At 59.8% G+C, this 24,726-nt stretch carries 21 protein-coding genes; 12 read left to right on the forward strand and 9 right to left on the reverse strand.

Annotation, left to right across the window (positions count from 1 at the left end; translation table 11 throughout):
- Positions 1-2: 2 nt before the first annotated feature.
- Positions 3-2,210 carry a DUF4838 domain-containing protein gene (locus EKM57_RS16565; RefSeq protein WP_129793628.1) on the reverse strand — a complete coding sequence of 736 codons (2,208 nt, stop codon included), beginning with the start codon at positions 2,208-2,210 and terminating at the stop codon, positions 3-5.
- Positions 2,211-2,538: 328 nt separating this feature from the next.
- Here EKM57_RS16565 and EKM57_RS16570 point away from each other — a divergent pair, with 328 nt between their 5' ends.
- The 5 genes from EKM57_RS16570 (at position 2,539) to EKM57_RS22800 (ending at position 7,929) form a co-directional block, all read left to right on the forward strand.
- The gene (locus tag EKM57_RS16570) at positions 2,539-2,892 is read left to right on the forward strand and encodes a hypothetical protein (RefSeq protein WP_129793629.1); all 354 of its coding nucleotides are present in this window, start codon (positions 2,539-2,541) and stop codon (positions 2,890-2,892) included.
- 26 nt (positions 2,893-2,918) lie between these two features.
- Positions 2,919-3,860: a sulfate adenylyltransferase subunit CysD gene (gene cysD / locus EKM57_RS16575; RefSeq protein ID WP_129793630.1), complete on the forward strand. Its 942-nt coding sequence runs from the start codon at positions 2,919-2,921 to the stop codon at positions 3,858-3,860.
- Positions 3,860-5,758 carry a sulfate adenylyltransferase subunit CysN gene (gene cysN / locus EKM57_RS16580; RefSeq protein ID WP_129793631.1) on the forward strand — a complete coding sequence of 633 codons (1,899 nt, stop codon included), beginning with the start codon at positions 3,860-3,862 and terminating at the stop codon, positions 5,756-5,758. Before cysD ends, cysN begins: the two co-directional genes overlap by 1 nt.
- A gap of 750 nt (positions 5,759-6,508) precedes the next feature.
- Complete coding sequence (locus tag EKM57_RS16590) at positions 6,509-7,345, forward strand: sulfotransferase (RefSeq protein WP_165357502.1); 837 nt, start codon at positions 6,509-6,511, stop codon at positions 7,343-7,345.
- Positions 7,346-7,656: 311 nt separating this feature from the next.
- The gene (locus EKM57_RS22800) at positions 7,657-7,929 is read left to right on the forward strand and encodes a transposase (protein ID WP_129793708.1); all 273 of its coding nucleotides are present in this window, start codon (positions 7,657-7,659) and stop codon (positions 7,927-7,929) included.
- A 197-nt stretch (positions 7,930-8,126) separates the two neighbouring features.
- Here EKM57_RS22800 and EKM57_RS16600 read toward each other — a convergent pair whose 3' ends face one another.
- Positions 8,127-9,644 (reverse strand): lipopolysaccharide biosynthesis protein, encoded by a 1,518-nt coding sequence (locus EKM57_RS16600; RefSeq protein ID WP_243451094.1) that lies wholly within the window; start codon positions 9,642-9,644, stop codon positions 8,127-8,129.
- A 182-nt stretch (positions 9,645-9,826) separates the two neighbouring features.
- Positions 9,827-10,519 carry a bifunctional 2-polyprenyl-6-hydroxyphenol methylase/3-demethylubiquinol 3-O-methyltransferase UbiG gene (locus EKM57_RS16605; protein ID WP_165357504.1) on the reverse strand — a complete coding sequence of 231 codons (693 nt, stop codon included), beginning with the start codon at positions 10,517-10,519 and terminating at the stop codon, positions 9,827-9,829.
- Between the two features lie 827 nt (positions 10,520-11,346).
- Here EKM57_RS16605 and EKM57_RS16610 point away from each other — a divergent pair.
- The 4 genes from EKM57_RS16610 to EKM57_RS16625 all read left to right on the forward strand — a co-directional run bounded on the left by EKM57_RS16610 (position 11,347) and on the right by EKM57_RS16625 (position 15,223).
- The gene (locus EKM57_RS16610; protein WP_165357505.1) at positions 11,347-12,018 is read left to right on the forward strand and encodes an FkbM family methyltransferase; all 672 of its coding nucleotides are present in this window, start codon (positions 11,347-11,349) and stop codon (positions 12,016-12,018) included.
- Between the two features lie 124 nt (positions 12,019-12,142).
- Positions 12,143-12,844 carry a class I SAM-dependent methyltransferase gene (locus tag EKM57_RS16615; RefSeq protein WP_165357506.1) on the forward strand — a complete coding sequence of 234 codons (702 nt, stop codon included), beginning with the start codon at positions 12,143-12,145 and terminating at the stop codon, positions 12,842-12,844.
- Positions 12,845-13,144: 300 nt separating this feature from the next.
- On the forward strand, positions 13,145-14,044 hold the full coding sequence (locus tag EKM57_RS16620; protein WP_256386907.1) for a glycosyltransferase family 2 protein: 900 nt from the start codon (positions 13,145-13,147) through the stop codon (positions 14,042-14,044).
- 111 nt (positions 14,045-14,155) lie between these two features.
- Positions 14,156-15,223, forward strand: a complete 1,068-nt coding sequence (locus EKM57_RS16625) for a glycosyltransferase (RefSeq protein WP_129793639.1) — start codon at positions 14,156-14,158, stop codon at positions 15,221-15,223.
- Positions 15,224-15,247: 24 nt separating this feature from the next.
- Here the strand turns inward: EKM57_RS16625 and EKM57_RS16630 are convergent, their stop codons facing one another.
- Positions 15,248-16,126, reverse strand: coding sequence for a glycosyltransferase family A protein (locus EKM57_RS16630; protein ID WP_129793640.1), 879 nt, complete (start codon positions 16,124-16,126; stop codon positions 15,248-15,250).
- A 307-nt stretch (positions 16,127-16,433) separates the two neighbouring features.
- Between EKM57_RS16630 and EKM57_RS16635 the strand changes: the two genes are divergently transcribed.
- The 3 genes from EKM57_RS16635 to EKM57_RS16645 all read left to right on the forward strand — a co-directional run bounded on the left by EKM57_RS16635 (position 16,434) and on the right by EKM57_RS16645 (position 19,050).
- Positions 16,434-17,264, forward strand: a complete 831-nt coding sequence (locus tag EKM57_RS16635) for a sulfotransferase domain-containing protein (RefSeq protein ID WP_129793641.1) — start codon at positions 16,434-16,436, stop codon at positions 17,262-17,264.
- Between the two features lie 70 nt (positions 17,265-17,334).
- Positions 17,335-18,192 (forward strand): glycosyltransferase family 2 protein, encoded by an 858-nt coding sequence (locus EKM57_RS16640; protein WP_129793642.1) that lies wholly within the window; start codon positions 17,335-17,337, stop codon positions 18,190-18,192.
- Between the two features lie 3 nt (positions 18,193-18,195).
- Positions 18,196-19,050 (forward strand): glycosyltransferase family 2 protein, encoded by an 855-nt coding sequence (locus EKM57_RS16645; protein ID WP_129793643.1) that lies wholly within the window; start codon positions 18,196-18,198, stop codon positions 19,048-19,050.
- A gap of 14 nt (positions 19,051-19,064) precedes the next feature.
- On the opposite strand, the gene EKM57_RS16650 is transcribed toward EKM57_RS16645, so the two are convergent.
- From EKM57_RS16650 to rfbA, 5 genes are all read right to left on the reverse strand, one after another.
- Positions 19,065-20,987: an acyltransferase family protein gene (locus tag EKM57_RS16650; RefSeq protein ID WP_129793644.1), complete on the reverse strand. Its 1,923-nt coding sequence runs from the start codon at positions 20,985-20,987 to the stop codon at positions 19,065-19,067.
- A 125-nt stretch (positions 20,988-21,112) separates the two neighbouring features.
- Positions 21,113-22,219: a dTDP-glucose 4,6-dehydratase gene (gene rfbB, locus EKM57_RS16655; RefSeq protein WP_129793645.1), complete on the reverse strand. Its 1,107-nt coding sequence runs from the start codon at positions 22,217-22,219 to the stop codon at positions 21,113-21,115.
- A complete protein-coding gene (rfbD, locus tag EKM57_RS16660) occupies positions 22,212-23,078 on the reverse strand; it encodes a dTDP-4-dehydrorhamnose reductase (RefSeq protein ID WP_129793646.1) in 867 nt (288 codons plus the stop codon). The genes rfbB and rfbD overlap by 8 nt, the downstream gene beginning before the upstream one ends.
- Positions 23,075-23,623 (reverse strand): dTDP-4-dehydrorhamnose 3,5-epimerase, encoded by a 549-nt coding sequence (gene rfbC / locus EKM57_RS16665; protein ID WP_129793647.1) that lies wholly within the window; start codon positions 23,621-23,623, stop codon positions 23,075-23,077. Before rfbC ends, rfbD begins: the two co-directional genes overlap by 4 nt.
- Positions 23,620-24,501: a glucose-1-phosphate thymidylyltransferase RfbA gene (rfbA, locus tag EKM57_RS16670; RefSeq protein ID WP_129793709.1), complete on the reverse strand. Its 882-nt coding sequence runs from the start codon at positions 24,499-24,501 to the stop codon at positions 23,620-23,622. Before rfbA ends, rfbC begins: the two co-directional genes overlap by 4 nt.
- Positions 24,502-24,726 lie beyond the last annotated feature (225 nt).

Below are 24,726 nucleotides of genomic sequence, written 5' to 3' on the forward strand. Positions count from 1 at the left end.
CCTCATCCGGCTTCGATCTCGACCGGCCCGGAGAACAGGAAGCTCGGACGGATCAGGCCGCCTATGCCGATCTCGTTGACCGAATCCTCGCGCGAGATTTCGACGACCAGGCGATTCTCGCCCTCGCGGTCGATCGTTTCGCTGAGATCGAAGCGCGCGGGGCGCGAAAATTGCCGGCCGCTCGCGCCGACCGGGATGCCGTTGAGCCAGACCCGGGCCGCATCGTCGAACCCGCCCAGAAAGAGGCCGATCGGTTCGCCCGGAGCGACATCGTCCAGGCGGAACGAATGCTCGTACCAGACCGATGCGACCGGCTGCAGCCCCTGGGCCGCCCAGGTGGCCGAATAGGTCCGCGTCGCGGCGCCTTCGCCTTCGGGCAGCCCGCGAGGGAAGCCGCGCGCCTCGCCCCGCCGCTCGGGATCGCGGACGGTCGCGAGGGCATCGGGGATACGCGCGAGCAGCCGCCGCTCGCCGGAAGCGAAGGCGGGCGCCTGTTCGGCGAAGGGGCCGATGAATCGCTCCAGATGCTGCGGCGCTTCCTTGGCGACCAGGTCGGGATTGAGCGCATAGGCCTCGCGCCAATGAGCATGCAGCGCCCGATAATGACCGAGCGCCACCTCGAAATCGAAGCGCTGCGTGGCTTCGAAGTAAGCGAGATAGAGGTCGAGTGCGCGTAGCCCGATGCGGACATAGCCGATCCGGATCTTCTCCTCGTCCAGCTCCGCCGCACGTTCCGCGGCGGCGAGGTCGGCTTGCGCAGCATCGACGAAGGCCCGATCGTAGATCAGGGGAAAGCTGTGGTAGGATCCGGCTTCCTGGTTGGCGGCATGCTGGCGATCGATCAGACGCCGCCAATAGGCCTCCATCCGGTCGGCCCCCGCGCCATAGGCCATTCGGCAATAACGGGTGACCAGCGCCCGCCAATCCTGGCGGGGATTCCAGGCGAGCTTCGCATAGATCCAATCGCTCAGGGCGTAGACGCTCCAGGCCTTCGTCGCCTCGACGTTCAGTCCCTCGATCCCCAGCTCGGCATAATAGGGAAGCTCCTCTCCCCAGATCCGCGCCTTGCAGTAGGGCAGCAGGTTGTCGGCCAGATTCCAGCTGTAGCCGCGGAAGACCATCTTGTTCCCCTGGCGCCGCGCCAGCTCCCCCCAGCGGTCGAGCGAAGCCTTGTAGGTGCGCTGCGTTTCGGACCTGCCGTCGAGCAGCGAGTGGAATCGCGAATAGCCGATCGGCGCGAAGGTCGGCACCAGCCGCGGGTGCGGCGTGTAGCGCTCGGGAAAGGTCCCATGAACCGAGTAGGAATAGAAGCCGACATGGACGTTCGGATATTCCTCGCCCAGCCGTTCGAGAATGGTGTTGCCGAGCAGGACGACCAGGTCGGTGACGTCGGGCTCACCAGAGACGGGGTCGACGCGCCCGCTATTGGCGGCGACGCTCTCCGGCGATCGGGAGAAGCCGAGCCCGTCCGAAGGTCCGATCGGGAAGCCGACCGCATGGTCGTTCGCCCAGCCTTGGCGCCGGAACTCAGCCTTGATATCCTCCACCATCAGCTCGATCACGCGGGGATGGGTGGTCTCGAGCTGCGGGCCACGCCGCTCGAGCCGGCCCTGGCGGTCGGACCGAAGGGCGTACATTGTCGGATCCGCATCAAAAGCCGCCCGATGCCTCCTGATGAACTTGCCCCAAAAGTGGCCGGCGGTCTCGCGCGCAGGTGTCATCTTGTTCCCGCCCCGCTGCCGACGGAGCCACTGGTCCAGCCGTTTTCTGTCCCGCCGCGTAACGATCCGTCGCCCTCCGCCGTACCAAAGGTTACGGAACCGAAAGGCGGGTGCTTCCTCGATGTTGAGCTGCGGGATCGGCACGCTCGCCCTTTTCGGTATGATCTCGCCGATCCGGCCCGGCATCACCCACTCGCAGCCGAGTTCCTCCAGTACTCGGTATGCGCCGAACGCGGCGCCGAGGCTGCTTTCGCCGCCGATCAACAGGACGCTTTCGCGGCTAACGATCCGGAAGCCCTCGCGCGTTGGCGTGGCCCGGACAGGTCGCGCTCCGAGCTCATTGGCGAGCCGTCCTAACACGATCGCTGGCGCGACCACCTCTTCCGGTGCGCCGGTTTCGATCACCTCGAGTTGCGCGCCGGTCATCGCGGAAAGATGGTAGTTAAGCTCCGAAGCCGCCGACGCTTCGTCCGGTTCAGGTCCCACCATCAGATAAATTCGTCCCTTCGGGCTGCCGTCCTCGACAAGCAGCTGCCGACCGTCATTTCGCAATGAGACGACGGCCGCCGCCGTTGCGGCCGCGCGAATCCTTGCCGAAGTTACTGCAATAGCTGCTATTTGGGCGACGAACCCGCGGCGGGAGATGGGGAAGGGGCGAAGACTTGGCACCAAGCGGCTCTAGCATCGGATGGGGTCGTTGCGGAATCGCTCGATCCGGTCGCGTGGCGACCGCATCCCACCGCGTGCCGATAAGTTAGCAATCTGAAATGAGAATCGCGCCATTGCCCGGGCGCATGGCGACGTTTATCGGGGCCCTATGCATTGGTACGAGTTCAAGGAATATCTGTCCAAGATCACGGATCTGGACCAAGATGCGCTGCACGTTTATGCGGCCGTGCTGCTGCACATAGCGGCCGCAGGCCTGCTTCGGCGGACGCTTGCAAGTATTATTCCTTGGCTCGCCGTTCTTGCCGTGCTCGTCCTCAACGAATGGAGCGACCTGCGCGAGCCGGGCGGGCCGATCGAAGAGTGGCAGGTGATCGGCGGGTTGAAGGATATCTGGAACACGATGGCAATTCCGACGATCCTGCTGCTGCTCGGGCGCTATTCTCCTTGGCTGGTGACTGATCGGGGGAACTATCCGAGTCCGGAAGGCTCGCGGTCCAGGTGATAATCGAGGCAGGCGGGATTCCGGGCATGCGCAACACCGACTTGCACGGCGGAGCCTACGCGCAGAAACCGCTGCGCCTCACCCATCTCGAGCGACTCGAGGCGGAGAGCATTCACATCATCCGCGAGGTAGTCGCGGAAACTGAGCGGCCGGTCATGCTCTATTCCATCGGCAAGGACAGCTCGGTCATGCTGCACCTGGCCCGCAAGGCCTTCTATCCCGCGCCGCCGCCCTTCCCACTGCTCCATGTCGACACGACCTGGAAGTTCCGAGCGATGTACGAGATGCGCGACCGGATGGCGGCCGAGTCGGGGATGGAACTGATCGTCTACCGCAATCCCGAAGCGGAGCGGCTCGGAATTAATCCGTTCGACCATGGATCGCGGCACACCGACCTGTGGAAGACCGAGGGGCTGAAGCAAGCGCTCGACCTTCACCAGTTCGACGCGGCGTTCGGGGGCGCCCGCCGCGACGAGGAGAAGAGTCGGGCCAAGGAGCGGATCTTCAGCTTCCGTTCGGCGAACCACCGCTGGGATCCCAAGAGCCAGCGCCCGGAGCTCTGGCGGCTCTACAACGCCCGCAAGAGTCCGGGCGAGACGATCCGGGTCTTTCCTTTGTCCAACTGGACGGAGCTCGACGTGTGGCAATATATCCACCGCGAGGACATTCCCATCGTGCCGCTCTATTTCTCGGCGCCCCGACCAACGGTCGAGCGGGACGGACTTATCCTGATGGTCGACGACGAACGCTTTCCGCTACGTCCGGGCGAACAGCCGGTCGAGCGTTCCATCCGGTTCCGGACGCTCGGTTGCTATCCGCTCACCGGCGCGGTCGAGAGCGAGGCGGCAACCCTGCCGGACATCATTCGCGAGATGCTCCTCGCTACCACATCGGAGCGGCAGGGGCGGGCGATCGATCATGATCAGTCGGCGAGCATGGAGAGGAAGAAGCAGGAGGGGTATTTCTGATGACCCTTCAGGTCTACGGCTCCTCCGACCTGATCGAGCAGGATATCGGCCGCTACCTCGACCAGCATCAGAAGAAGGATCTTCTGCGTCTGATCACCTGCGGCAGCGTCGACGACGGCAAGTCGACCCTGATCGGACGGCTGCTCTACGACTCGAAGATGATCTTCGAGGACCAGCTTGCGGCGCTCGAGGCCGATTCGCGCCGCCACGGCACCCAGGGCCAGGAGATCGACTTCGCGCTCCTGGTCGACGGGCTCGCCGCTGAGCGCGAGCAGGGCATCACCATCGACGTCGCCTACCGCTTCTTCGCGACCGACCGGCGCAAGTTCATCGTCGCGGACACGCCGGGTCACGAGCAATATACGCGCAACATGGTGACCGGCGCCTCCATGGCCGACCTTGCAATCATCCTGGTAGATGCGCGAAAGGGCATCCTCACCCAGACGCGCCGCCACTCCTACCTCGTCCACCTGTTGGGTATCAGGGAGGTCGTGCTTGCGGTGAACAAGATGGACCTGGTTGGCTATAACCAAGCCCGCTTCGACGAGATCGTCGCCGATTATCGCGCCTTCGCCGATCAGCTCGGCATCGGCCGGTTCGCCGCCATTCCGATTTCCGGCCTGAAGGGCGACAATATCACGGCGCGCTCGCCGACCATGGCCTGGTACGAGGGCCCGGCGCTGCTGCGTCACCTGGAAGATGCGCCGCTCGACGACCAGGCCCTTCAGCACGCGCCGTTCCGCATGCCTGTCCAGCTCGTCAACCGGCCCAATCACGAATTTCGCGGCTATTGCGGCCTCGTCGCGGGCGGGACGGTTCGGCCGGGCGATGCCGTGCGGATCCTGCCGTCCGGCCGGACCTCGACGATCAGCCGGATCGTCACCTTCGACGGCGACCGGTCCGGGGCCGTCGCCGGTCAGTCCGTGACGCTTCTCCTTGCGGACGAGCTCGACGTATCGCGCGGCGACATCATCACTGCCGCGGAAAGTCCGCTGGAAGTGTCCGACCAGTTCGAGGCCATGCTGGTGTGGATGGACGAGGAGCCGATGCTCCCGGGCCGATCCTATTGGTTGAAGATCGGCAGCGCGTCGGTCGCCGCTTCCGTCACCGACATCAAGCATCAGATCAACGTCAACACGCTCGAGGAGATGCCGGCAAAGTCGCTCGAGCTCAACGGAATTGCCGAGATCAAGCTTGCGTTGAACTGGCCGGTTCCGTTTGCCCCGTTCGTCGAGAATCGCGATCTGGGCGGCTTCATCCTGATCGACCGGCTGACCAACGCCACCGTTGGCGCCGGCATGATCCGCTTCGCGCTGCGGCGCGCGCAGAACATCCACTGGCAGCATCTCGAGGTGACGCGCGAGGCGCATGCCGCCCTCAAGGGCCAGAAGCCGCGGGTGGTGTGGTTCACCGGCCTATCCGGCGCCGGCAAGTCGACTATCGCCAATCTGGTGGAAAAGAGGCTGCACGCGATGGGCCGCCACACCTTCCTGCTAGACGGCGACAATATCCGGCACGGGCTCAACAGGGATCTCGGCTTCACCGACGCCGACCGGGTGGAGAATGTGCGCCGCATCGGCGAGGTCGCGAAGCTGATGGCCGATGCCGGCCTCATCGTGCTGTGCGCCTTCATCTCGCCGTTCCGCGCCGAGCGGCGGATGGTCCGCGACATGATGGCGCAAGGCGAGTTCTTCGAGATCTTCGTCGACGCGCCGCTCTCGGTGGCCGAGGCACGCGATGCCAAGGGCCTCTACGCCAAGGCCCGCCGCGGGGAGCTTCCCAACTTCACCGGCATCGACAGCCCCTACGAATCGCCCGAGCAGCCCGAAATCCGGATCGACACGACAGCTCTCACTGCCGACGAGGCGGCCGAGCGGATCGTTCGTAACCTGCTGTGACGGACGCTGCGAACGCGGTCGGCCGCCAATTGTTGGAGCTGCGGAAGAAAGGTGGCGCGGAGTGGTGCCGTACTATCGGCAAGCTCGGCGACCGCATTGCGATCGGCATCATCATCGATCTGTTGCCCGACGGTATCCTCGCTGAGGAAGGGGCGGACGATAGCTTGCCTTCTTCGAAGGTGCGCGTGTGGATTGTCAATCCCCTCGACAGCCCAAGGGAATTTGCTGAAGGACCTCACGACCGGGTCGTGCATATCGCACTTGCCGCCAACAGAGCGGTGGCAGTCGGCGCCCTCGCTTTTCTCATGCAGGATCTCGATTTAGGGTTCGACCGGACGGGCGATGCCTCGCAGCGCCAAAGTGGACTCCGGCTCCTAATTAGCCGTACCGCTCGGCTTTCGACGCGGCTCGAATCGCGGAATTGCTCACCTTTGAGACGGTCTCGATGGCCCCGCCCGGCGTCAAGGTCTTCGCCGTCGCGGTCGGTCGGGCGAACAGCTGTGTCCACGGCGGCGGGCAGTACGAGTGGGACAGGCGCGTTCCGGTTGCCGTCGCAATGCCGCACAGATTGGTCGCGACGCGGCTGGACGACGACCAGCTCGAATACCATCGATCCGATTCTCGTTTTCGGACTTGCTCGTGTGCGCGCCGTCGCTGCTGGTGAAGGTCCACCGCACGTTCTGACGCGTACGGGCGAGCACCCGCGAGATCATGCCAATGTCTTCACACATCCCCCGGAAAGGAAGTGAAGTGCTGCCGAACCTGATCGTGATTGGGGCCATGAAGGCGGGGACGACCAGCCTTCACCAATACCTGAGCCTCCATCCCGAGATATGCATGTCGGATCCCAAGGAGACAGACTTCTTCGTCGAAACTGGAAACTGGCAAAGAGGCCTCGCCTGGTACCAGTCGAGCTTCGCGCGCCCGGCCGCGATATGGGGCGATGCCTCTCCCAACTACACCGCCTATCCGCACCTGAAGGGGGTTCCGGAGCGGATGCATTCGGTCGTCCCGGACGCGAAGCTGATCTACGTCGTCCGCGATCCGATCGCCCGGATGGTCTCGAACTATCTCCACAACGTCCATGGCGGCAGGGAAGAAAGGCCCATTGCAGAAGCGCTGCTCGACCCGTCCTCCCGCTATTTAAATCGGAGCCGCTATTATCTCCAGGTTCGGCAGTTCCTCGACTATTACGACCAATCCCGGATTATGATTGTGTCGAGCGAAGAGCTGTCTGCCGATCGGGTCAAGGTGCTTCGCGAGGTCTTCGCATTTCTCGGCGTTGACGACACCTTCCGATCAGATGAGTTTCATGGAGTCAGCGGCGCGTCGGCCGAACACAAGCGGCAGCTGACACTCATGGGTCGCCTGTCGAGGGGGCTCGCTCGGGCGGTCGAGCCGATCATGCCATCGCGAAATGAAGCTTGGAGCGAATTGAAGCAAAGTGCTCGGCTGCTGCTCTCTCGCGAACGGGCACGCCCGATGCTCAAGGATGATGCGCGTGAACGGATTGCGGACCTGCTCGCCGAAGACGTGGCCCAATTCCGAAGTTGGTCGCGCGTCGATTTCAATAATTGGTCGATCTAGCAACGACGCGCTGTCGGCGTCGGACCCCAACGTTCACTGCGAGGCTCCTCCGCGCGATGTCCGCCCGTTCGCGCGCGATGTACCGCCCCCATTCATGGCAACTGGAATAGGATCTAACGGCCGTCCCGACGCTGGATCGAGGCTGCGTTGGGGGAAGGCATTTCAGTGACGCTGGCCGATTACAGCGGACAGCGGCCACTACCCCATCGACAGCACCGCGGTCCGCGCTCATATTTCGGCAGCGGGCGGAAAAGGGGGACTCATCGACCAGTTCTTGGCCGCGCGCGGGGCGGGTTCACCAGTAAGCTTCACTGCCTGGCCGCGCTGCCCTCCGACGACCGCTTGCCTTCCACCTGACGAGTGGTGAAACCGCTGATTACAAGGCATACGATGCGCTGATGGGCCTGCTCGAACGTGCTACCAAGGCTCTGCTCGCGGACAAAGGCTATGGTGCCACCTCGGTCCGTCCCGACCTTGCTGATAGGAACATCAAATCCGTCATTCCGGCGCGCCTAAATCGCCGTGTGAAGTTCGAACTCGTGGTGCGCCCTACAAGCAGGGTAACCGCATCGGGCGTATGTTAGGCCGTTTGAAGATCAACCGTTCCATCGCTACCTGCAATGTTCAGCTAGCCGACAGCTTCCCAAGCACGGTCGATTTCGCCACAGCAAGATACTGGCGCAAATCTGGTGGTGCCTTAAGTCAGGAGGATGACTTGGGAGGCATGCCCAACATCGACCAGTACGAATGCTCGCCAGCTGTTCTGCATCAATAAAGAGAACTAATCTTCGCGGATGCGGGCTAGACGCCGATGAGTTGCGAGATTGATTAGCGCTTTAGATAGAACCAGCGCTTCGGACTCCGGCCCGATGGGCCGACCCGAAAGCAGCCATAGCAGCCCAGACGTGACGATATAGCTCACCGTGCCAACTACAATCGAGAATAAGATAAGCAAGGCCAGGCCTGCGTTGCCCCCTCCGGTTGGAAATGCCCATTGCACAATTAGAACAGCCCCGATCATAACTGCGCCTGCAGCAAGACACCGGATATTCGCCCGCAATTGAGCCGCGACAGTGAGTCCGGTCATTCGGTAGATCAGTTGCATATTTATGAGAATAGTTATCGCGCCCACAGCTGTGCGTGCGTAGATTAGGCCCACAAATCCCCAATAATACATTCCCAAAAGTATCAGCGGGACCCGGAGCACGAACTGCAGCAATGCCCGCCTGAACAGGGTGGCAGTGATGCCTTGCGCCATGGCAACAGACGCCGCCAATGACCCGAGGGTCCCGAAGGCATAGATGGCGCCAATCGCCTGCACGATGATAATGGCCGGAGCCCACGCTTCCCCCATCGCTAAGCGGACAAGCGGATCGGCGATCAGGGCTGTGCCGAGGCCCGCCGGCAACGCCACGGCCGTCACGAGAGCTTGGGCACGCTGATAGGCATTGCGCAAGGAACCCGGGTCGCCCGAAAGTAGAGAAAAGGCTGGAAAAAGTGTCTGAGTCAATGGTTTCACCGCCTCTCGGGTCGCGACAGTCGCCAGGCTGCTTCCGACGGTATAGAAGCCCAGAGAGGCGCGCCCGAGGACTCCGCCAACGAGCATGTGATCGAACCGATAGTTGAGCGTGTCGACGACCTGGCTCAGCGTAAGCCACATAGAAAATGACCAAAGCTCCCGCCCGTGTTTCCAGCTGAACCGCGGACGAAAGGGAAACAGGCTGTACGAAAGCACTGTGCTCGTAAGTTGGCCGGCGATCGTGCCGATTACGAGCGCCCAATAGGTTTGATATGAAACTGCAATACTAACGGAGACGACGGCGAAAACAAAGTTATTCGCCACACTCAATACAAATACCTGCCAGAACACTAGCTCCTTCTGCATCTTGATCAGCCGTGGGTTGGTGAAGCCGTTCAAGATCACGCTAGCCGAGAGCGCATACATCACATCGTCGAGTCGCGGTTCCGAATAGAGAATTGCGAGCGGCCATGCGGCTACGCAGAATATGCAAGCTAAAACGAATCCTCTGATTATTCCAAGTGTCCAAGCCGTATGATAATGGTCATCAGCGGGGCTCTTGTGATGTATCAGTGCCGAGGCCATCGAAAGGTTCGTGAGCGAGTTAAGTATAGCCAAGCTAGTCGAGGCCAACGCAACTAGTCCGAAATCCTCCGGCACGAGCAGCCGGGCCAAGACAAATGTGCTCAGGACCGTGAGCAGATTGCTGAGCCCCCTGCCGCCACTAATCCAAAGGCTACCCTTTGCAAGCCTGCTTCTAATGCTCGTCAAAATACGCACCCCAAACGCCGCAATGGCTGCATTGAGATCGCTGCAGCCATTGCGATTGGCTGCAGTCGCAGCCTGTGTCAGGTCCGTCCGTCGCCAAGGTCGGGCTTACCTGAACGGGCCGATCGGCGCCTCATCTGCCAAACCTAATCGCTGGCAAACGATTATGATGAACCACGCCATCTCGGGAGCATTCAGGCGGCTTGTCGTTCGAAGACGTAGAAATCGGCAAAACTCGTGTTTACCGGATCGGCCGGATCGAAGGGGTGCCGATTCTTCACGTGCTGCACGACCTTGAATTCTGGGCGCTTCTCCTCAACCCAGGCTGTAAAGTTGCGGTGCCGTACGTGAGGCACGCGGGACGGTTCTTCGACGTTGCTCGAGTAGATAATCACAGATCGTGTCGACGCATCGAACAACCTGTGCATATACGCTTCGAAAACCTCGTCCTCGACCAAATGATATACTACATCCAGAGAAAGGACGAGGTCAGCAGTTAAATCATCTGGAACTTCATCTATGTGCATAAATCGCAAATCAGGACGATTGCTAAACTTTCTCCGGCAGATATTAACGGCAACATGAGATACGTCGACGCCTACGTAAGCAGGATACTCAGCAAGAGCGACCTGCGCTCCGTCGCCAGATCCAAATTCCAACACCGATCGGACCTCGTGCAATTTCACGAAGTTGTTGAGGAAATCGGCCTTGAAGCGGGCAAGACGGTTATATGAGCCCGCCCCCGAATTTCCGCCGCTATCATAGCGTTGCTCCCAGTAGCGGTCGGAAGACGTAAACTCAATCCTCGGCGTCTTCGATCCACCTGAATTCCGATGTCTGGGTGCTCGAAAACGAGCCAATATCCTGCTTGCGATTCCGCGAGGCATCCGCATTCCTTTGTCGAGTGCGGATCAGATATCGTTAGGGGCTCGGTATCGCAATGGTCCAAGTGCGGGGTCCAGCCCAATGGGAGCGGCGATCGCATTCCCGGCTGGCGGTGTGGCTTCGCGCGGACCATCATCGGCGATCATCAGGGGTAAAACCTCAGCCTACGGTGATTGCCGACGACCAACAACCCGATGGCCCTCATAGTGTTGCCTCGGATGAGTGCTGATGCCTGGTCTCTCTGTTTCGTGCTCGCCTTTGTCGCAGAGCGGGTGATGCGACTGAAGGCCGGCTCCTGCCGTGCTGATATTGCCGAGAAGAACTCGGAGCGCCTGGTGCAGCGCGCTAGCGCGATTCGGAGACCCGCGCCGCCGGCACGGTCGCGTTCAGGAGATTAGAAAGGATAGCGGACCGGCCAAGCTGCACGGCCACAAGAGAATCTATCCTCCCCTCCGAACTTCAAGGGGAATCCAACACGATGGGTTGAGCCCGCGCCTGCTGCTGCTATAAGCTCGCCCGGACATATCTGAGGACGGACTCAAGCTCGCGCTCCTCTCTCAAGAAATGCAACCGAGGCGGTGGCCGGCTAGTCGGAGTTAGGAGAATGATGCTCGCGTCCATCGGTCAATTGCCTATCATCGGCCCCACTACACGTGCTTTCCGTCGCACCCTGCGCGGCCCAGCTCACATGGTCCTGAATCGGAGTTCTACCGCAAGGGAACTCCGGAGGCACCTTCCCGTGGCGCGGCAACTCGCCCGGGCGGGACGCTTCATGGATGCGGCGCGGTGGGCTATACTTACGGCCAGGGGGAAAAAGGAGCAGCTTCGGATGAAGCTGCACGGACGATGGATCATCGTTCGTACCTGCTCTCCGGATGCGCGTGTCGCTTTGAGCTGCTTTGGAGGAGAGTTCGACGAACTTTTACGAGCCGTGCCCAGGTTGCGCCATGGGCTCATCATCGACGGAGGCGGCTACATTGGTACGGCCGCAATTGTCTTCGCGGAGGCCTTTCCAGAAGCGACCATCGTGACGCTCGAGCCCAGCCAAGGAAACTACGAGGTGCTGAAGATGAATGTCTCCAGTTATCCGAATATCCGCCCGATGATGAAAGCGTTAACGCCCAGATCGGGTCAGCGGACACTTCGCAACCGGGGGACGGGGGAGTGGGGCTTCACTATCGTGGATAACCCACGCGACAATACCGAAAGTCAGCCTATAGAATCTGTGGACTGCATCACGATCGAAGAGATTATGGGGCAGCTTTCTAAGGTGGGTGTGGACATCCTCAAACTGGATATTGAAGGTGGTGAGCATTCCGTTCTCGGGGAGAACAATGATTGGATCGGACGGACTGGTGCAATCTGCATCGAGCTTCACGATCGGATCGTAGATGGATGTACCAGTGTCTATCAGCGCGTGACTGAGGGAAGAGAGAACAGCAAGATGGCAGGCGAGAAATTCCTGTCCATTTCAGGCGCTCTGTTCAGCGACAACAAATGAGGTGCCACGACGTCGCTTGCGGCCGCGGCGTGCCGACGCCAGCCTCACCAGCATCAAAAATCCTCTGCGATTGATCCCGGGAGGTCCGCGAGCGAAGCGGTCCGCCTCAGACTCGAAGGACTATATGAAGTTAGCGCAATTGATCAACAGGGCCGTGGCTCCATTCGGTCTGATGATCGTCCCGAAGAGGACGGAACCACTCCTGTACCAACATGAATATGGGTCGGGTGGGTATAACGAATATAAGCGGATCCAAATCCGCCACAACAAACGGAAGCTGGATGCGGTCTGGGCAGACGAGGAAACTCTCGAGTGTATCGCACGCTATCTCGAGGACTCTCCAATTAATCTGAGCCAGGGGCTCTGTCACGGTGCAAGGAACGGCTGGGAGGTCACTTGGTTCAAGAAGCGGCTTGGATGCCAGATGATCGGCACAGACATATCGGACACGGCCAATGGCCTAGAGGACATGGTTCAACACGACTTCCATGACGTCAAGCCGGATTGGATTGGTAAGTTCTCGTTCATATACACGAACTCTCTTGACCAAGCCTTCGCCCCTGATCGCGCGCTCAGCGCATGGGCAGATCAGTTGTCCCCAGGCGGCGCAATATTCATCGAGCACACCATGTACCATTCTGCCTCCCATGCGTCGGAGATGGATCCATTTGGAGCTCACCCGATGGTGATGCCTTATCTCCTGTTCGAGTGGGGCAGAGGGAAGTATGCTCTCGCCGACATTCTCAAGGCGGGGGGGCAGAGCAATCGCCGTGCCGTTGTCGAGGACAAAGGGCAGGTGTGGGTGTTCGTCGTCAAGAAGATCTAGCGCATTCTGAGTTTTTGCGCCCTCCCTTAAGCCCTTCGCCCGATATGCTGCCAAGCCCCGCAAGCCGTTCGTATCCGTGCGATGTAGAACGGGTACCACAATGATCCTAATGAGGAGACGATAAGGGTGCCGCAATCGCGCGGACGGTTTCATTCGGCGCAATGGATCTTGCGGGTAGCAAGACGCCTGCGAGACTATCGTGACACGATACTTGGGTGGCTAAGGGAGGTGCTATTCCCGTTGCGGATTCGCCACGTCGCCGGCCCACGACGTTTACAGGCGAATTCATCACATGTCGTTGTGGTTTGCCTCGTTCGCGACGGCAGGGCGTACATCGAAGAATTCCTACGTCACTATCGTGAAATAGGTGTGAAGCATGTTGTCTTCCTCGATAATGGCTCGAGCGACGGAACGGTCGAGACTGCCTCCCGATTGGGCGCGACCGTGCTGCGGACGCAGGCGCCATACAAGCACTATAAGGTGATCACCAAGCGTTATCTGATCCGGCGATTCGGCCGGCGGAACTGGGTCCTCTGCGTCGATATCGACGAATTGTTTGACTATCCTCTCCGGCACAAGATTCCACTTAATCGTTTGATCGCGTATCTCGAAGCGAAAGGCTTCACAGCGATGGCGGCTCAGATGCTTGATCTCTTCCCCGCGGACAGCTTGTCGAAACCCACGGAGGAACCATGGCGAACTGAGCACCGATATTATGATTGTGGTCCTGTTGAGCACATGGACTACACAGAGTACTTCTCAGGAAAGAACGTAAGCAGTAATCCGAACGTGAAGGCGCTGGTTGGCGGAGTGAGGCAAGCTCGTTTCGGTGTTCGGGCTCTCCTGACAAAGCATCCTCTCGTATACCCACCGAGCGGTATAAAGTATATCAATTCACATCTGGTAGAAGGAGCTGTTGTTGCCGACGTGACAGGAGTGCTTCTCCACTACAAGTATGTCGGAGACTTTCTAACCTACTTCAGAAGGATTGTCCAGGAAGAGAGTTTCTGGAAAGGATCTAGTGCGCAGGTGGACTACCTCCGGGCGATAGAGGCGGACGAAACTTTCTCACTCTTCGGAGCTTCCGCGCGTGAGTTGCGAATGATCGGGCAGCTCGTGGACGAGGGCTTTCTCTACATGTCGCAGGAGTTCGTGCACTATGCCGGGGTGCCGATCCAAACCCTGCCGGAGCAAGCGTGAATCCTCGCGTGGTCCTGCACTGCCATTTGGCGTGCGCAAAGATGGGACTTCTGGCATCGGGGAGCGCGGGGTGATCGGGCCGACTGACACGGCTGCGGGAGCTGCTGCCAGATGACCGAGAAATCATTCCGTACCGGGCGGCCGCTGGTTAGCATCGTCATGTCCGTGTACAACGGGCTGCCATATATGACCGCCGCGCTCGAGAGCCTCGTGGGGCAGACCTATACGAATCTTGAGTTCGTTATCGTCGATGACGGCTCCACTGATGGCTCGCGCGAGGTCCTACGCGCTTACGCGGTCCGTGATGAACGCTTTCGATTGATCGAGCAGCCAAATGCAGGCCTCACCAAGGCTCTAATTCGGGGCGTATCGGAATCTCGTGGGACTTATGTGGCTCGCATGGACGCAGACGATATCTCAGTCCCACATCGTATCGAACGACAGGTTGAGGCACTTGAAGCTGATCCGTCGGCGGTGGGGGCTTTCGGACGCTACGAACGTATAACCGCGGACGGAGCTGTCGTCAGGATCAGCCCACCAATTTTATTCCCACACCTTCTGCCATGGTATCAGACATTTCGAAACCTGATTGGGCACGGACCGATGATGTTTCGAAGGCAGGCTTATGAAAGGGCCGGCGGCTATGATGCGGAATTCCGCTTTGGGCAAGACTATGATCTGTGGTCGCGCCTGATAAAGCTCGGCCGCATCATCGTTCTCGATGAAGTGCTCTACAAGTTCCGAATTGGACATGCCAGCATATCGACGCAATACTCCAGCGATCAGCAGAACTACGGGACAATCGTGAACCAGCGCGTCTACCATGAGCTTACGGGCCACAAAATAGATGCGCTGTGGGCGCGAAAGCTAAGGCACTTTTGGGGCGGAAACGACAAGATCCCGTTCGAAGCCAAGGACGCCGTGCAGCTGAACCGATTTCTTGTGACAGCGTTTCGGGCTTATTCTGCTTCCGTCGGCGCAGAGCGGGATTGCCGAGTTCAGCTTCAAACCACTGTCGCCCGGCAGTGGATCAGATGGGCGAGCCGGAGCGCCCATTCAACGGACGTTGTCGCTTCACTCAAGTACCTTCTCCTGGCCCTGCGATGGCAGCCTTGGCTGCCGTTCGAGATTGCGAGCACCCGCGTGCAACGCTTCCGAACTCGCCGTCAAATGGACTAGCACGACAATCTAACGACCGGTCGATTAGGCCGCCAAGTCCGGCTGGCCGAACGCCTGCCGTAATGCGGCCACTTGATGATCGTTACCGCCCATCTTGTTCGTGTTGAACAATCGAATTGACTGGCTTTCCGGCCACGTTGCCAGCCGAAACTTAGGGCCCACCTTGCGATGACGCACGGCGCCCAAGCGCGCCATCCAGAAGAACCAAAGGTCGTCCGCGTCCGGGCAGAGCTCGAGAAACAGGCGGCGGTCCAGTGCCTTGGATGGAAGGCAGCCCGGGAAGAACAGAACTCCGGCACCAGTCGTGCCTATCAGGTCGGCAGAGGGCATTCGCGCCCTTGCGTCCTGCACATCCCTTTCCCACTCGAGATATGGCGCAATATGACCGTCCGATGTGATCCGGACGCGATGGGCTCGGTGACAAACTAAACAGGGGTTGCTCGGATCGTAGCCGTCGACCAGCATCTCCAACCAATCAGGGCTGTACCTGAGGTCGTCGTCCGCGGTTGCAATAAAGGCGTCTGGATAGGCTTCGAGCGCAGGAACGAGCTTCTTGTACGATCGGATATCCTCGCACGGGATAATCCGTACGCCACGGTTCTGAAGCGATCTTACCTTGTTAGGCAGTGCCGCCACGTCGCTATGCGCAATCCACAGGAGAATGCCGTCCGCTGCCGTCGTCTGCTGAAGCAGGGATTCGAGAGTCAGGTGGAGGGTCCGGAAGCGCGGCGGGTACGAGGTAAGCGAGATGAAAAGCTTCCCGGGAAGGGAGTGGGCCCGACTGCTGTCCGCAGCCCATCGTGACGCGTGCAGTTCCCTTTCTGCACGCCAGATGGCCCGGCGAGTGCGTAGTTCGCGCCGGATGCCTTGAGGAAACAGGGACAGAATGGCCGCTCGAATCACTTCGTGCTCCCCTTGCGCGATTCGGCCGAACTCGTCCAGCGAGCGTGCAATGCCGCCGTTGCTGATAGTCGCAATCCTTTTCAGACTCAGGCGGTGCCGGATTGTGTCCCTTGTGGTGGCTTATCCTGGATGCCGTCCTAAACTCATGTCTGCCACGGCCATTGTGGCGCGAGCGTGGCCAAGCTGGCTGGAAGCTTGTCCTACTTGAGACTCGGTAGTAGTCACTGGCGCGACTTGAGCGCTACAGGGCCTCGGGTCGAAGCCGATCGCCAGCGCTGCCAATCCCGCGCACAGTGATGAGATCCACATGCTACCAAACCTGATTGTCATCGGGGCCATGAAATCCGCGACGTCGAGCCTCCACCATTATCTCAGTCTCCATCCGGAAATCGAGATGTCCCGGACAAAGGAATTGGATTTCTTCGTCGCAGAGAAGAACTGGGAACGTGGAATCGAATGGTACAAGAGTAATTTCGTACCGGGCGGTATACGTGGAGAATCTTCGCCAAATTACACGGTGTATCCAGAGTTCGACGGCGTTCCCGAGCGGATGCATCGCATAGTACCAGGCGCAAAATTGATCTACCTGGTTCGGGATCCTATCGATCGGATGATATCCCATTATATTCATTCCGTCTATATGAAGCGGGAGCAAAGGACACCAGATGAAGCACTTTCTGATTTGACCGCCATATACCTCAAGAGAAGTCTGTATTACTCTCAGATCGAAAGATACCTTTCTTACTATCCCCTTGAGCAAATTATGATTGTTATGACCGAAGAGCTTATGAGATCGCGCGGAGCTACATTGAGATCCATATTTGCGTTTCTCGGTGTCGATCATACATTTGAGGCTGAATCATTCGATACGATAGTCCATTCCTCCACTACAAAGAAAAAGCTTACTAGTGCTGGAGAGTCGGTGTTTCGCATTTTTAGCGCAGCGAGGGAGATCATCCCTCTACCGAGGAGCGCGCTCGAGGCCGCTTCGCTGGTCCGGCGGAGCATATTTTCTCGCGAGATGCCTCGCCCGACGTTGAGCCAAAGCGTTCGCGATCGGCTTAGCGACAGGCTCGCACCGGATGTGGCCAATCTTCGTGCGCTTACCGGCAAGTCGTTTGACGAGTGGTCAATCTGATTTTCGTGCCCCGGATTGCAAAGGCCAAGAAAATGCTCATACAGCGAGCCCGAAGGCGCAGGTGATTTGAATGTCGACTTTGTTTTCAGTCATCATTCCGATCTATCGTGACTGGGGCCGTCTTGCCCTCTGCCTTGCGGCGCTTGAACGGCAAACGCTACCGCTCGATCGTTTTGAGATCCTGATCGCGAACAATGAACCTGACGGGAAATTTCCGCTTGCTCACATTCCGTCAAACGCCCGCATTGTTCACCAGCCTCGGCCTGGCTCCTATGCCGCTCGGAATGCCGCTGTGGCGGCCGCTCAAGGCGAATACCTTGCATTCACCGACAGCGATTGCATCCCTGACCCGAAGTGGATGGCGAACGGGCTAGCGGCGCTCAGAGCCAATCCGGGAGCACGCGTAACGGGCCCAATAGCGATCTTCAGGGAAGCGGGCTCAAGCTATTATGCCTTTCTATATGATCTCCACACGGCTTTTCCCCAATCCACTTACGTTAGCCATGGTCAATGTCCGACCGCCAATCTCTTAGTGGAAAAGCGGATTTGGGAAAAGGTAGGGCCATTTGACGAGTGCTTTTCCGGTGGTGACACCTTGTGGAGCCAACGGGCGCAGAAAATCGGAGTTCCGCTGATGTTCGATGAGAAGGTCGCGGTGGGGCATCCAGCCCGTCGTTCGGTCGCTGATATCCTCAAAAAAGGTCGCCGGGTTGCCGGCTCAATGGCAAAGGATCGCAGAGCTCCTCCCTATCGGTTTTTTTTCGGACGGCTGAAACCACCACGGCCAAGTAAGCTGCCGTTTGACCGCAATCGCCTCGGCTTGCGCGATTGGCTTGCGCTCTTTCTCATTTTTTGGACCAAGGGTGCGGTGGAGGCGGTGGAGTTCGGCTCCGTCTATGTCGGACTCAAGTTGCCGAACCGGATGTAGCCCTTGCTCGCCATTTCAGTCATCATCCCTGTCTATCGGGATTGGGAAAGGTTGCGCCTTTGCCTTGAGGCGCTCGAGCGCCAGACTCTCCCGGCGTCGGAATGGGAGATTATTGTTGCCGACAACGAGCCAGAAGGCGGATCGTCATCCACCCGGCTGCCGGTCAATGCGCGAATCGTCCATGAGCCGCGGCCGGGTTCCTACGCCGCACGCAATGCTGCCGTGGCCTTAGCCCTCGGCGAACATCTGGCCTTCACCGACAGCGACTGCATCCCGGATCCTGCGTGGCTCGAGAACGGGTTGGCGGCGCTCCGGTCTCGGTCAGGCGCACGAATCACCGGACCGGTGGTGATTTTTCGTGAGCCTGGATCCCACTATCTCCCTTACCTGTACGATCTGCACACGGCCTTCCCTCAGCAGGAATATGTCCGGCAGGGCCATTGCGCCACTGCCAACCTGCTGGTCGCACGCCGGACTTTTGATCAAGTTGGAAAATTTGACGAATGTCTGTCTGGTGGCGACTCGCTTTGGAATATGCGCGCTGCATCAATGGGCGTACCGATCCTCTACGATCCAGGCGTGTCCGTCGGCCATCCCGCTCGGCGTTCGCTCTCAGAAATCCTCCGAAAGCGCCGCCGTGTCGTCGGATCGCTGGCTCTGCGTCAGAAGGTCTCACTCCAGCGATTCGCCTTGTCGCGCCTGACACCTCCCGTGCGCCGGCTGCTGGCGCTACGGCGAGCGAACGTGGGTCTGCGAGAGTCGATCCTGCTCTTCCTGATCATCTGGTTCGCCCAGCTCGCCGAAGCGAGGGAATATGCCTTGGTCAGACTTGGAATGAAATCGCCTAACCGGACATAGCCTGCGGTGCGGCCTCACGAGCCGTACAGAACGCGCTCCAGTCCGAGACGGCTAATGACGAGGCGTGCACCCTCCGGCGTCAGATGTCCTTCGTCCCGATAGATTGGAAGCGCACCGACCCGGGTCCCGCATAGCCCGCCGGAACAAACTGCATCTTCCGGCAGGTAGAGGGGAACGCCGGCCCGATCCGCTACATTTTGGAGGATTTCCTTCAGTTCCAAATAGTCCGGCGTCAGCTCGCGCTGGGTGAAGTTGCAGTCTGGACGACCGATGGTGACGAGTCCCTCGAAAGCCCGGTTCTGGCAAGCGCCGGGATCGAAGTTCACGCGGGGCATCGGTCCCACTAGAATAACCGACTTTCCCGCCCGCCTCAGCCTAGCCAGCGCATCTACGAGGAGATCGCGCGCCACCGGCGTCCATCGTGTGACTCGCTCGCCGATGATCAGTTGCTGCCCGGCGTCATGCGTAACCTGGAAGAAGGCGGAAGCTATGACGACATGTCTGATATGACGATCATGAAGGATATACTCCTGAGCGCTCTTATTGAAGGTTAAGCACTCTCGCCCCCACTGAAGTGGGTGGTCGGCGGTGACCTGCGCTACCTCCGGAATGGGCGCGCAGGCAGTCTTCGTGATCTGGACTATCGGAAGGTGTCGAAGCCCGGGTACGAGATGGATCGCGTTGCTGTCCCCCCACAGAGCGATCTGAGGTGAGTCCGTCGTTCGGCAGGCCGGCAGGTCGCGCCACACGGGTCCATTCTGCCGGCATTGTTGAGCGAGGCCGATATTCCCAGGCCGGTCCGGCCCCTCCCTGACTTTGGCCAAGACAGCAGGAGCCGCGACAATTCCAACGCTGGCGGTCATTGCCGCAAATGCCAGCCACGCCTTTCGCGGCGCTGAGGGCCAAGCATACCGAAACGGAGTTTCGACGAAGCGATATTGCAGCCACGCAAGCGCCAGCGACAGGCCGATGAGCAGCGCCGTCACGGTCGTGGGCGGCTCTCCTAGGTACCCAATGTATGCGAAGGAAAAGAGCGGCCAGTGTACAAGGTAAAGCGAATAGGACCAGTCCCCGATCGTGCTGATCGCTCGAGTGGCGGGATTGAGCGGCAACCAGCCGTCGCCACCCAGGATGACCATCGAGGTCGCAAATACCAGGACGAAGGCGTCGCCGCGGGGATGCACAGAATCGAACCCGACGATGCAGACAAGCAGGATCCCGAGCGTCGCGATCCACTGAAGCCACCTCGGCACTCGAAGTCGGGGCCGGTTCAAAGCTAGCCATGCGCAGCCGGATCCTGCCAGCAGTTCCCACGCTCTCGTAGGCAGCATGAAGAAGGCGAAGCTTTGGAGATCTGGCAATGGTGCTAGAAGAATACAAAGAAGCAGGCTAAGACCGAGGCCTCCGAAAATGAAGAAAGGCTGCCGCTTGGCGGAAACTACCCGAAGAAAGAAAGGTATAATGAAGTAGAACTGCTCTTCGAGCGACAGGGACCAAATATGAAGTAGTGGCTTTAGTTCCGCCGCAGGCGCAAAGTAGTCTGTCTGATACCAAAGGGCTATGTTCGCCGTAAACGTAACCGTGCCAATAAACTGGAGCAGGTACATGCTCCATTGCGTGGACGTCAGCATCAAGTAGCCGAGCAGTGTCGTGCCGATCAGAGTGGAATAGGTTGCGGGAAGCAGGCGTTTCGCGCGTCGAAGATAGAAAGCGCGCGCGCTGAAGGCCCCATCGTCCAGGTCACGCAAGATCATTCCGGTGATGAGATAGCCCGAAACGACAAAGAAGAGGTCGACTCCGAGAAAGCCTCGAGGGATCGCATCCCCGAAGCCGTGAAACAGGACAACGAGGAGGACGGCGACGCCTCTCAGGAACTGGATATCGAAACGTTTTGAATGGTGCTTCGGCTCGAAAGGCTTTGAGGGCGCGGCGGACATGGGAGACTGTGTACGAGACTTATGCCTATTTTCAATTCTGCTCGTGAACCTCGCGTCCAGCCGCTTCGTTCGAACCTCCACATTTCTTCCGCTCTGGAAATGAAAGGCTTAGCCGGCATCGACGGTCATCCAACGGTGGCGCGGCTGCCGTAATTCCTTTCAAGCCACACGCGATAGGATCCGTCCATCACCGCTCGCCACCAATTTTCGTGGGCAAGGTACCAGTCGACCGTCGCGGCCAGACCGGACTTGAAGTCTCGGGCAGGGCGGTAGCCGAGTTCCTCCTGTATCTTGCGCTCGTCGATCGCATAGCGTCGATCGTGGCCGAGGCGATCTGTGACGAAGGTCTTGAGTGATGACGAAGCTTGGCCTTTCGCCGCAGGAGCGTCGGGAAAGCGCGCCGCCAGTGCCGGATCGGCATTGAAGCGTTCGTCCACGGCGGCGCAGATGACGTCGATCACCGTCAGGTTCGGCAGCTCCTCGCCCCCTCCGATATTGTAGGTTTGCCCAACCTGTCCCCGATCCAGCACAAGCTCGATGCCGCGGCAATGATCCTTCACATAAAGCCAGTCGCGCACGTTCATGCCGTCACCGTATATCGGCAAAGGCTTTCCGGTGAGGCAATTGATCAGGAAGAGCGGGATCAGTTTCTCCGGAAACTGGTAGGGACCGTAATTGTTTGAGCAGTTCGTGGTTGTCGTCTGAAGGCCGAACGTATGGTGGTAGGCGCGTACCAGATGGTCGCTTCCTGCCTTCGATGCCGAGTAAGGTGAGTTCGGAGCATAGGGGGTCAGCTCCGAAAAGGGCGGGTCATCGGGCCCCAGGCTGCCGTAGACCTCGTCGGTCGAAATATGATGGAAGCGGTGGGGCCGGCCGCTGCCCCTGTCGAGCCACTCAGACTTGGCCGCCTTGAGCAGGCTGTGCGTGCCCGTGATATTGGTGTCGATGAACGCGTCCGGTCCATCGATCGACCGGTCGACGTGACTCTCGGCGGCGAAGTGTACGATCGTGTCGATGTCGTGATCACGGATCAGCGACGAGACGATTTCGGTCGCCCGAATGTCCCCGTGCACGAAGCGCAAGCTTTCGAGTCCCGCCAGACTGGTGCGGTTGCCCGCATAGGTGAGCGCGTCCAGGACAACCATGCCGTCGTTCGGGTGGTGCTCGCGCCAGTAGTGAACAAAATTGGCTCCAATGAAGCCGGCGCCGCCGGTGACGAGCAGATTAGCCAACTTCCTTCAGCTCCTTCAGAACGATTCGCAGGTTCGCGCGCCAATGCGGTGCCGGTTCGCCGAGGAGGGTCCAAGTCGCCGACTTGTCGAGCACCGAATAGCGCGGTCTCGGCGCCGGTGTGGGAAATTCGGCGGCTCGAATCGGAATCACGTCGACGTCATTGCCCACCATCTGCAACGCAGCAGCCTCTTCCTTCACGGCGACCGCGAAATCGTACCAACTCGCCACGCCCGCATCGGTGAAATGGTGAATGCCGTTCGCGTGCCTTTCGGCCAGACCCCAGACCGCCCGGGCGAGCGACGTTGCTGCGGTCGGCGTGCCAATCTGGTCGTCGACCACCCGGACGAGATTCCGTTCGGCCATGAGGCGCAACATCGTTCTGACGAAATTCGCCCCTTGCGCCGCATAAACCCATGCAGTGCGGACAATCAGCGCGCACGGATCGGCGGCGGTGACGGCCAGTTCGCCTTCATGCTTCGTCCTTGCATAGACTCCCTGCGGAGCCGGCGGGTCGTCTGGCCGATAGGGTCGCGAAAGGCAGCCGTCAAAGACGAAGTCGGTCGAGATGTGGATCGTACGGGCGCCGGCGGCGCGGGCGCGCTCCGCGATGATGCCCGGCGCTACGGCATTCACCATCGTAGCGCGCTCGGCCTCCTCCTCAGCCCGATCCACTGCCGTATAGGCGGCAGCGTTGATCACGAGCTGCGGCCCGGCGCGCTCGATCTCCCGCTCGATCTCGTCGGCATTGCCGATGTCGCATCGGTTGCGCCCGCAGGCGACGACTTCGACGCCGGCGGGCGTAACCGCAGAGAGGGAACGGCCGACTTGGCCCAGTGCGCCGAAGACTAGCGCCTTCATGGATAAACGTCAGCCTCGGTCAGGCTAGATCCGCGTGCATCCTTCGCGGAAACCAGCGGCTGTCCAAGCGCCCCCAACGGCCAGTCGATTGCGATCCGAGCATCACGCCACAGGATCGCCCGCTCGTCGTCGGGGGCGTAATAGTCGGTGCATTTGTAGACGAAGTCGGTCCCATCCTCGAGACTGAGGAAGCCGTGCGCGAAGCCGGGCGGTATCCACAGCAATCGCTTGTTCTCGGCTGAAAGCTCCACGCCGGCCCATTGTCCGAACCTGGGAGATGACCGGCGGATGTCGACCGCGACGTCGAACGCCCGTCCGGAGATCACGCGAACCAGCTTTCCCTGTGGCTTCTCCAGCTGATAATGAAGGCCGCGAAGAACGCCCCTCGCAGAGCGACTGTGATTGTCCTGGACGAAGGTCTGCTCCAGTCCGGCGCCTGCATAATCGCGTGCGTTCCACGACTCGAAGAAGAAGCCCCGTTCGTCGCCGAAGATTCTAGGTTCTACGATCTTGACCTCGGGCAGGCGGGTATCGACAAGCTTCACCGACCGCGACCTTTCTCCAGCATCGAGAGAAGATACTGCCCATAGCCGCTCTTGCACAGCGGTTCGGCGAGGGCGACCAGCTGCTCGTCCGAGACGAAGCCCATTCGCCAGGCCACCTCTTCGGGACAGCATATTTTGAGTCCCTGGCGGTCCTCGATGATCTTCATGAACAAGGAGGCGTCGAGCAGCGAGGAATGGGTTCCGGTGTCAAGCCAGGCGAAGCCGGCGCCCATCAGCTCGACGTTGAGGGTGCCGGCCTCCAAATAGCACCGATTGACGTCCGTAATCTCCAGTTCGCCGCGCGCCGACGGAGCAATCGAATGGGCATAATCAACGACACGCCCGTCGTAAAAGTAGAGACCCGTCACCGCGAAGTTCGATTGGGGAGCCGCTGGCTTCTCCTCGATTGTGAGCGCCCGCCCCTTGTCGTCGAACGACACCACGCCGTAGCGTTGGGGGTCGGAGACATGATAGCCGAAGACGGTGGCGCCTTCGGACTGCGCATCGGCGTGGCGCAACAGATCCGCAAGTCCGTGGCCGTGGAAAATATTGTCGCCCAGTATAAGGGCGCTCGGACCGCCCGCCACGAAATCGGCGCCGATATGGAAGGCCTGTGCGAGGCCGCCCGGATGCGCCTGCTCGGCGTAGCTGATCTGAAGCCCCCAGCGCTCGCCGTCGCCGAGCAGCAGTTCAAACATCGACCTGTCATGTGGCGTGGTGATGATAAGGATGTCCCGTATTCCGGCCAGCATCAGGACCGAAAGCGGGTAGTAAATCATCGGTTTGTCGTAGACCGGCATCAGCTGCTTGCTGAGGACGGAGGTGATCGGGTGGAGCCGGGTGCCAGAGCCACCCGCCAAGATTATACCTTTGCGCATCGGGTCCATGCCTGATTGGGTTGAGCGGGTCGGCGCCGAGGCCGGCAGGAGGACGGTCCGCCCTAAGATCCTTGCCTCTATCGTATGTCCCTTGACCCTCACAAGCCCCTTCTGTCCGGGGCCTTGACAGTATAGCGTATACGGCAAAGTGGCATGGTGCATGGCTAGGCGTTGATTCTAGAAGCGAACGCCTTCCAACGCCTTGCATCGGAAGCTCATGTCGCA

Source organism: Sphingosinicella sp. CPCC 101087 (genome assembly GCF_004151485.1).
Classification (GTDB): domain Bacteria; phylum Pseudomonadota; class Alphaproteobacteria; order Sphingomonadales; family Sphingomonadaceae; genus Allosphingosinicella.

What these genes read in the sequence shown, in the direction of transcription:
- EKM57_RS16565 (WP_129793628.1), bottom strand. Translation starts at nt 2,210, where the DNA reads ATGGTGGGACCTGAACCGGACGAAGCGTCGGCGGCTTCGGAGCTTAAC.
- EKM57_RS16570 (WP_129793629.1), top strand. Translation starts at nt 2,539, where the DNA reads ATGCATTGGTACGAGTTCAAGGAATATCTGTCCAAGATCACGGATCTG.
- cysD (WP_129793630.1), top strand. Translation starts at nt 2,919, where the DNA reads ATGCGCAACACCGACTTGCACGGCGGAGCCTACGCGCAGAAACCGCTG.
- cysN (WP_129793631.1), top strand. Translation starts at nt 3,860, where the DNA reads ATGACCCTTCAGGTCTACGGCTCCTCCGACCTGATCGAGCAGGATATC.
- EKM57_RS16605 (WP_165357504.1), bottom strand. Translation starts at nt 10,519, where the DNA reads ATGCCTCGCGGAATCGCAAGCAGGATATTGGCTCGTTTTCGAGCACCC.
- EKM57_RS16610 (WP_165357505.1), top strand. Translation starts at nt 11,347, where the DNA reads ATGAAGCTGCACGGACGATGGATCATCGTTCGTACCTGCTCTCCGGAT.
- EKM57_RS16615 (WP_165357506.1), top strand. Translation starts at nt 12,143, where the DNA reads ATGAAGTTAGCGCAATTGATCAACAGGGCCGTGGCTCCATTCGGTCTG.
- EKM57_RS16625 (WP_129793639.1), top strand. Translation starts at nt 14,156, where the DNA reads ATGACCGAGAAATCATTCCGTACCGGGCGGCCGCTGGTTAGCATCGTC.
- EKM57_RS16635 (WP_129793641.1), top strand. Translation starts at nt 16,434, where the DNA reads ATGCTACCAAACCTGATTGTCATCGGGGCCATGAAATCCGCGACGTCG.
- EKM57_RS16640 (WP_129793642.1), top strand. Translation starts at nt 17,335, where the DNA reads ATGTCGACTTTGTTTTCAGTCATCATTCCGATCTATCGTGACTGGGGC.
- EKM57_RS16650 (WP_129793644.1), bottom strand. Translation starts at nt 20,987, where the DNA reads ATGTCCGCCGCGCCCTCAAAGCCTTTCGAGCCGAAGCACCATTCAAAA.
- rfbD (WP_129793646.1), bottom strand. Translation starts at nt 23,078, where the DNA reads ATGAAGGCGCTAGTCTTCGGCGCACTGGGCCAAGTCGGCCGTTCCCTC.
- rfbA (WP_129793709.1), bottom strand. Translation starts at nt 24,501, where the DNA reads ATGCGCAAAGGTATAATCTTGGCGGGTGGCTCTGGCACCCGGCTCCAC.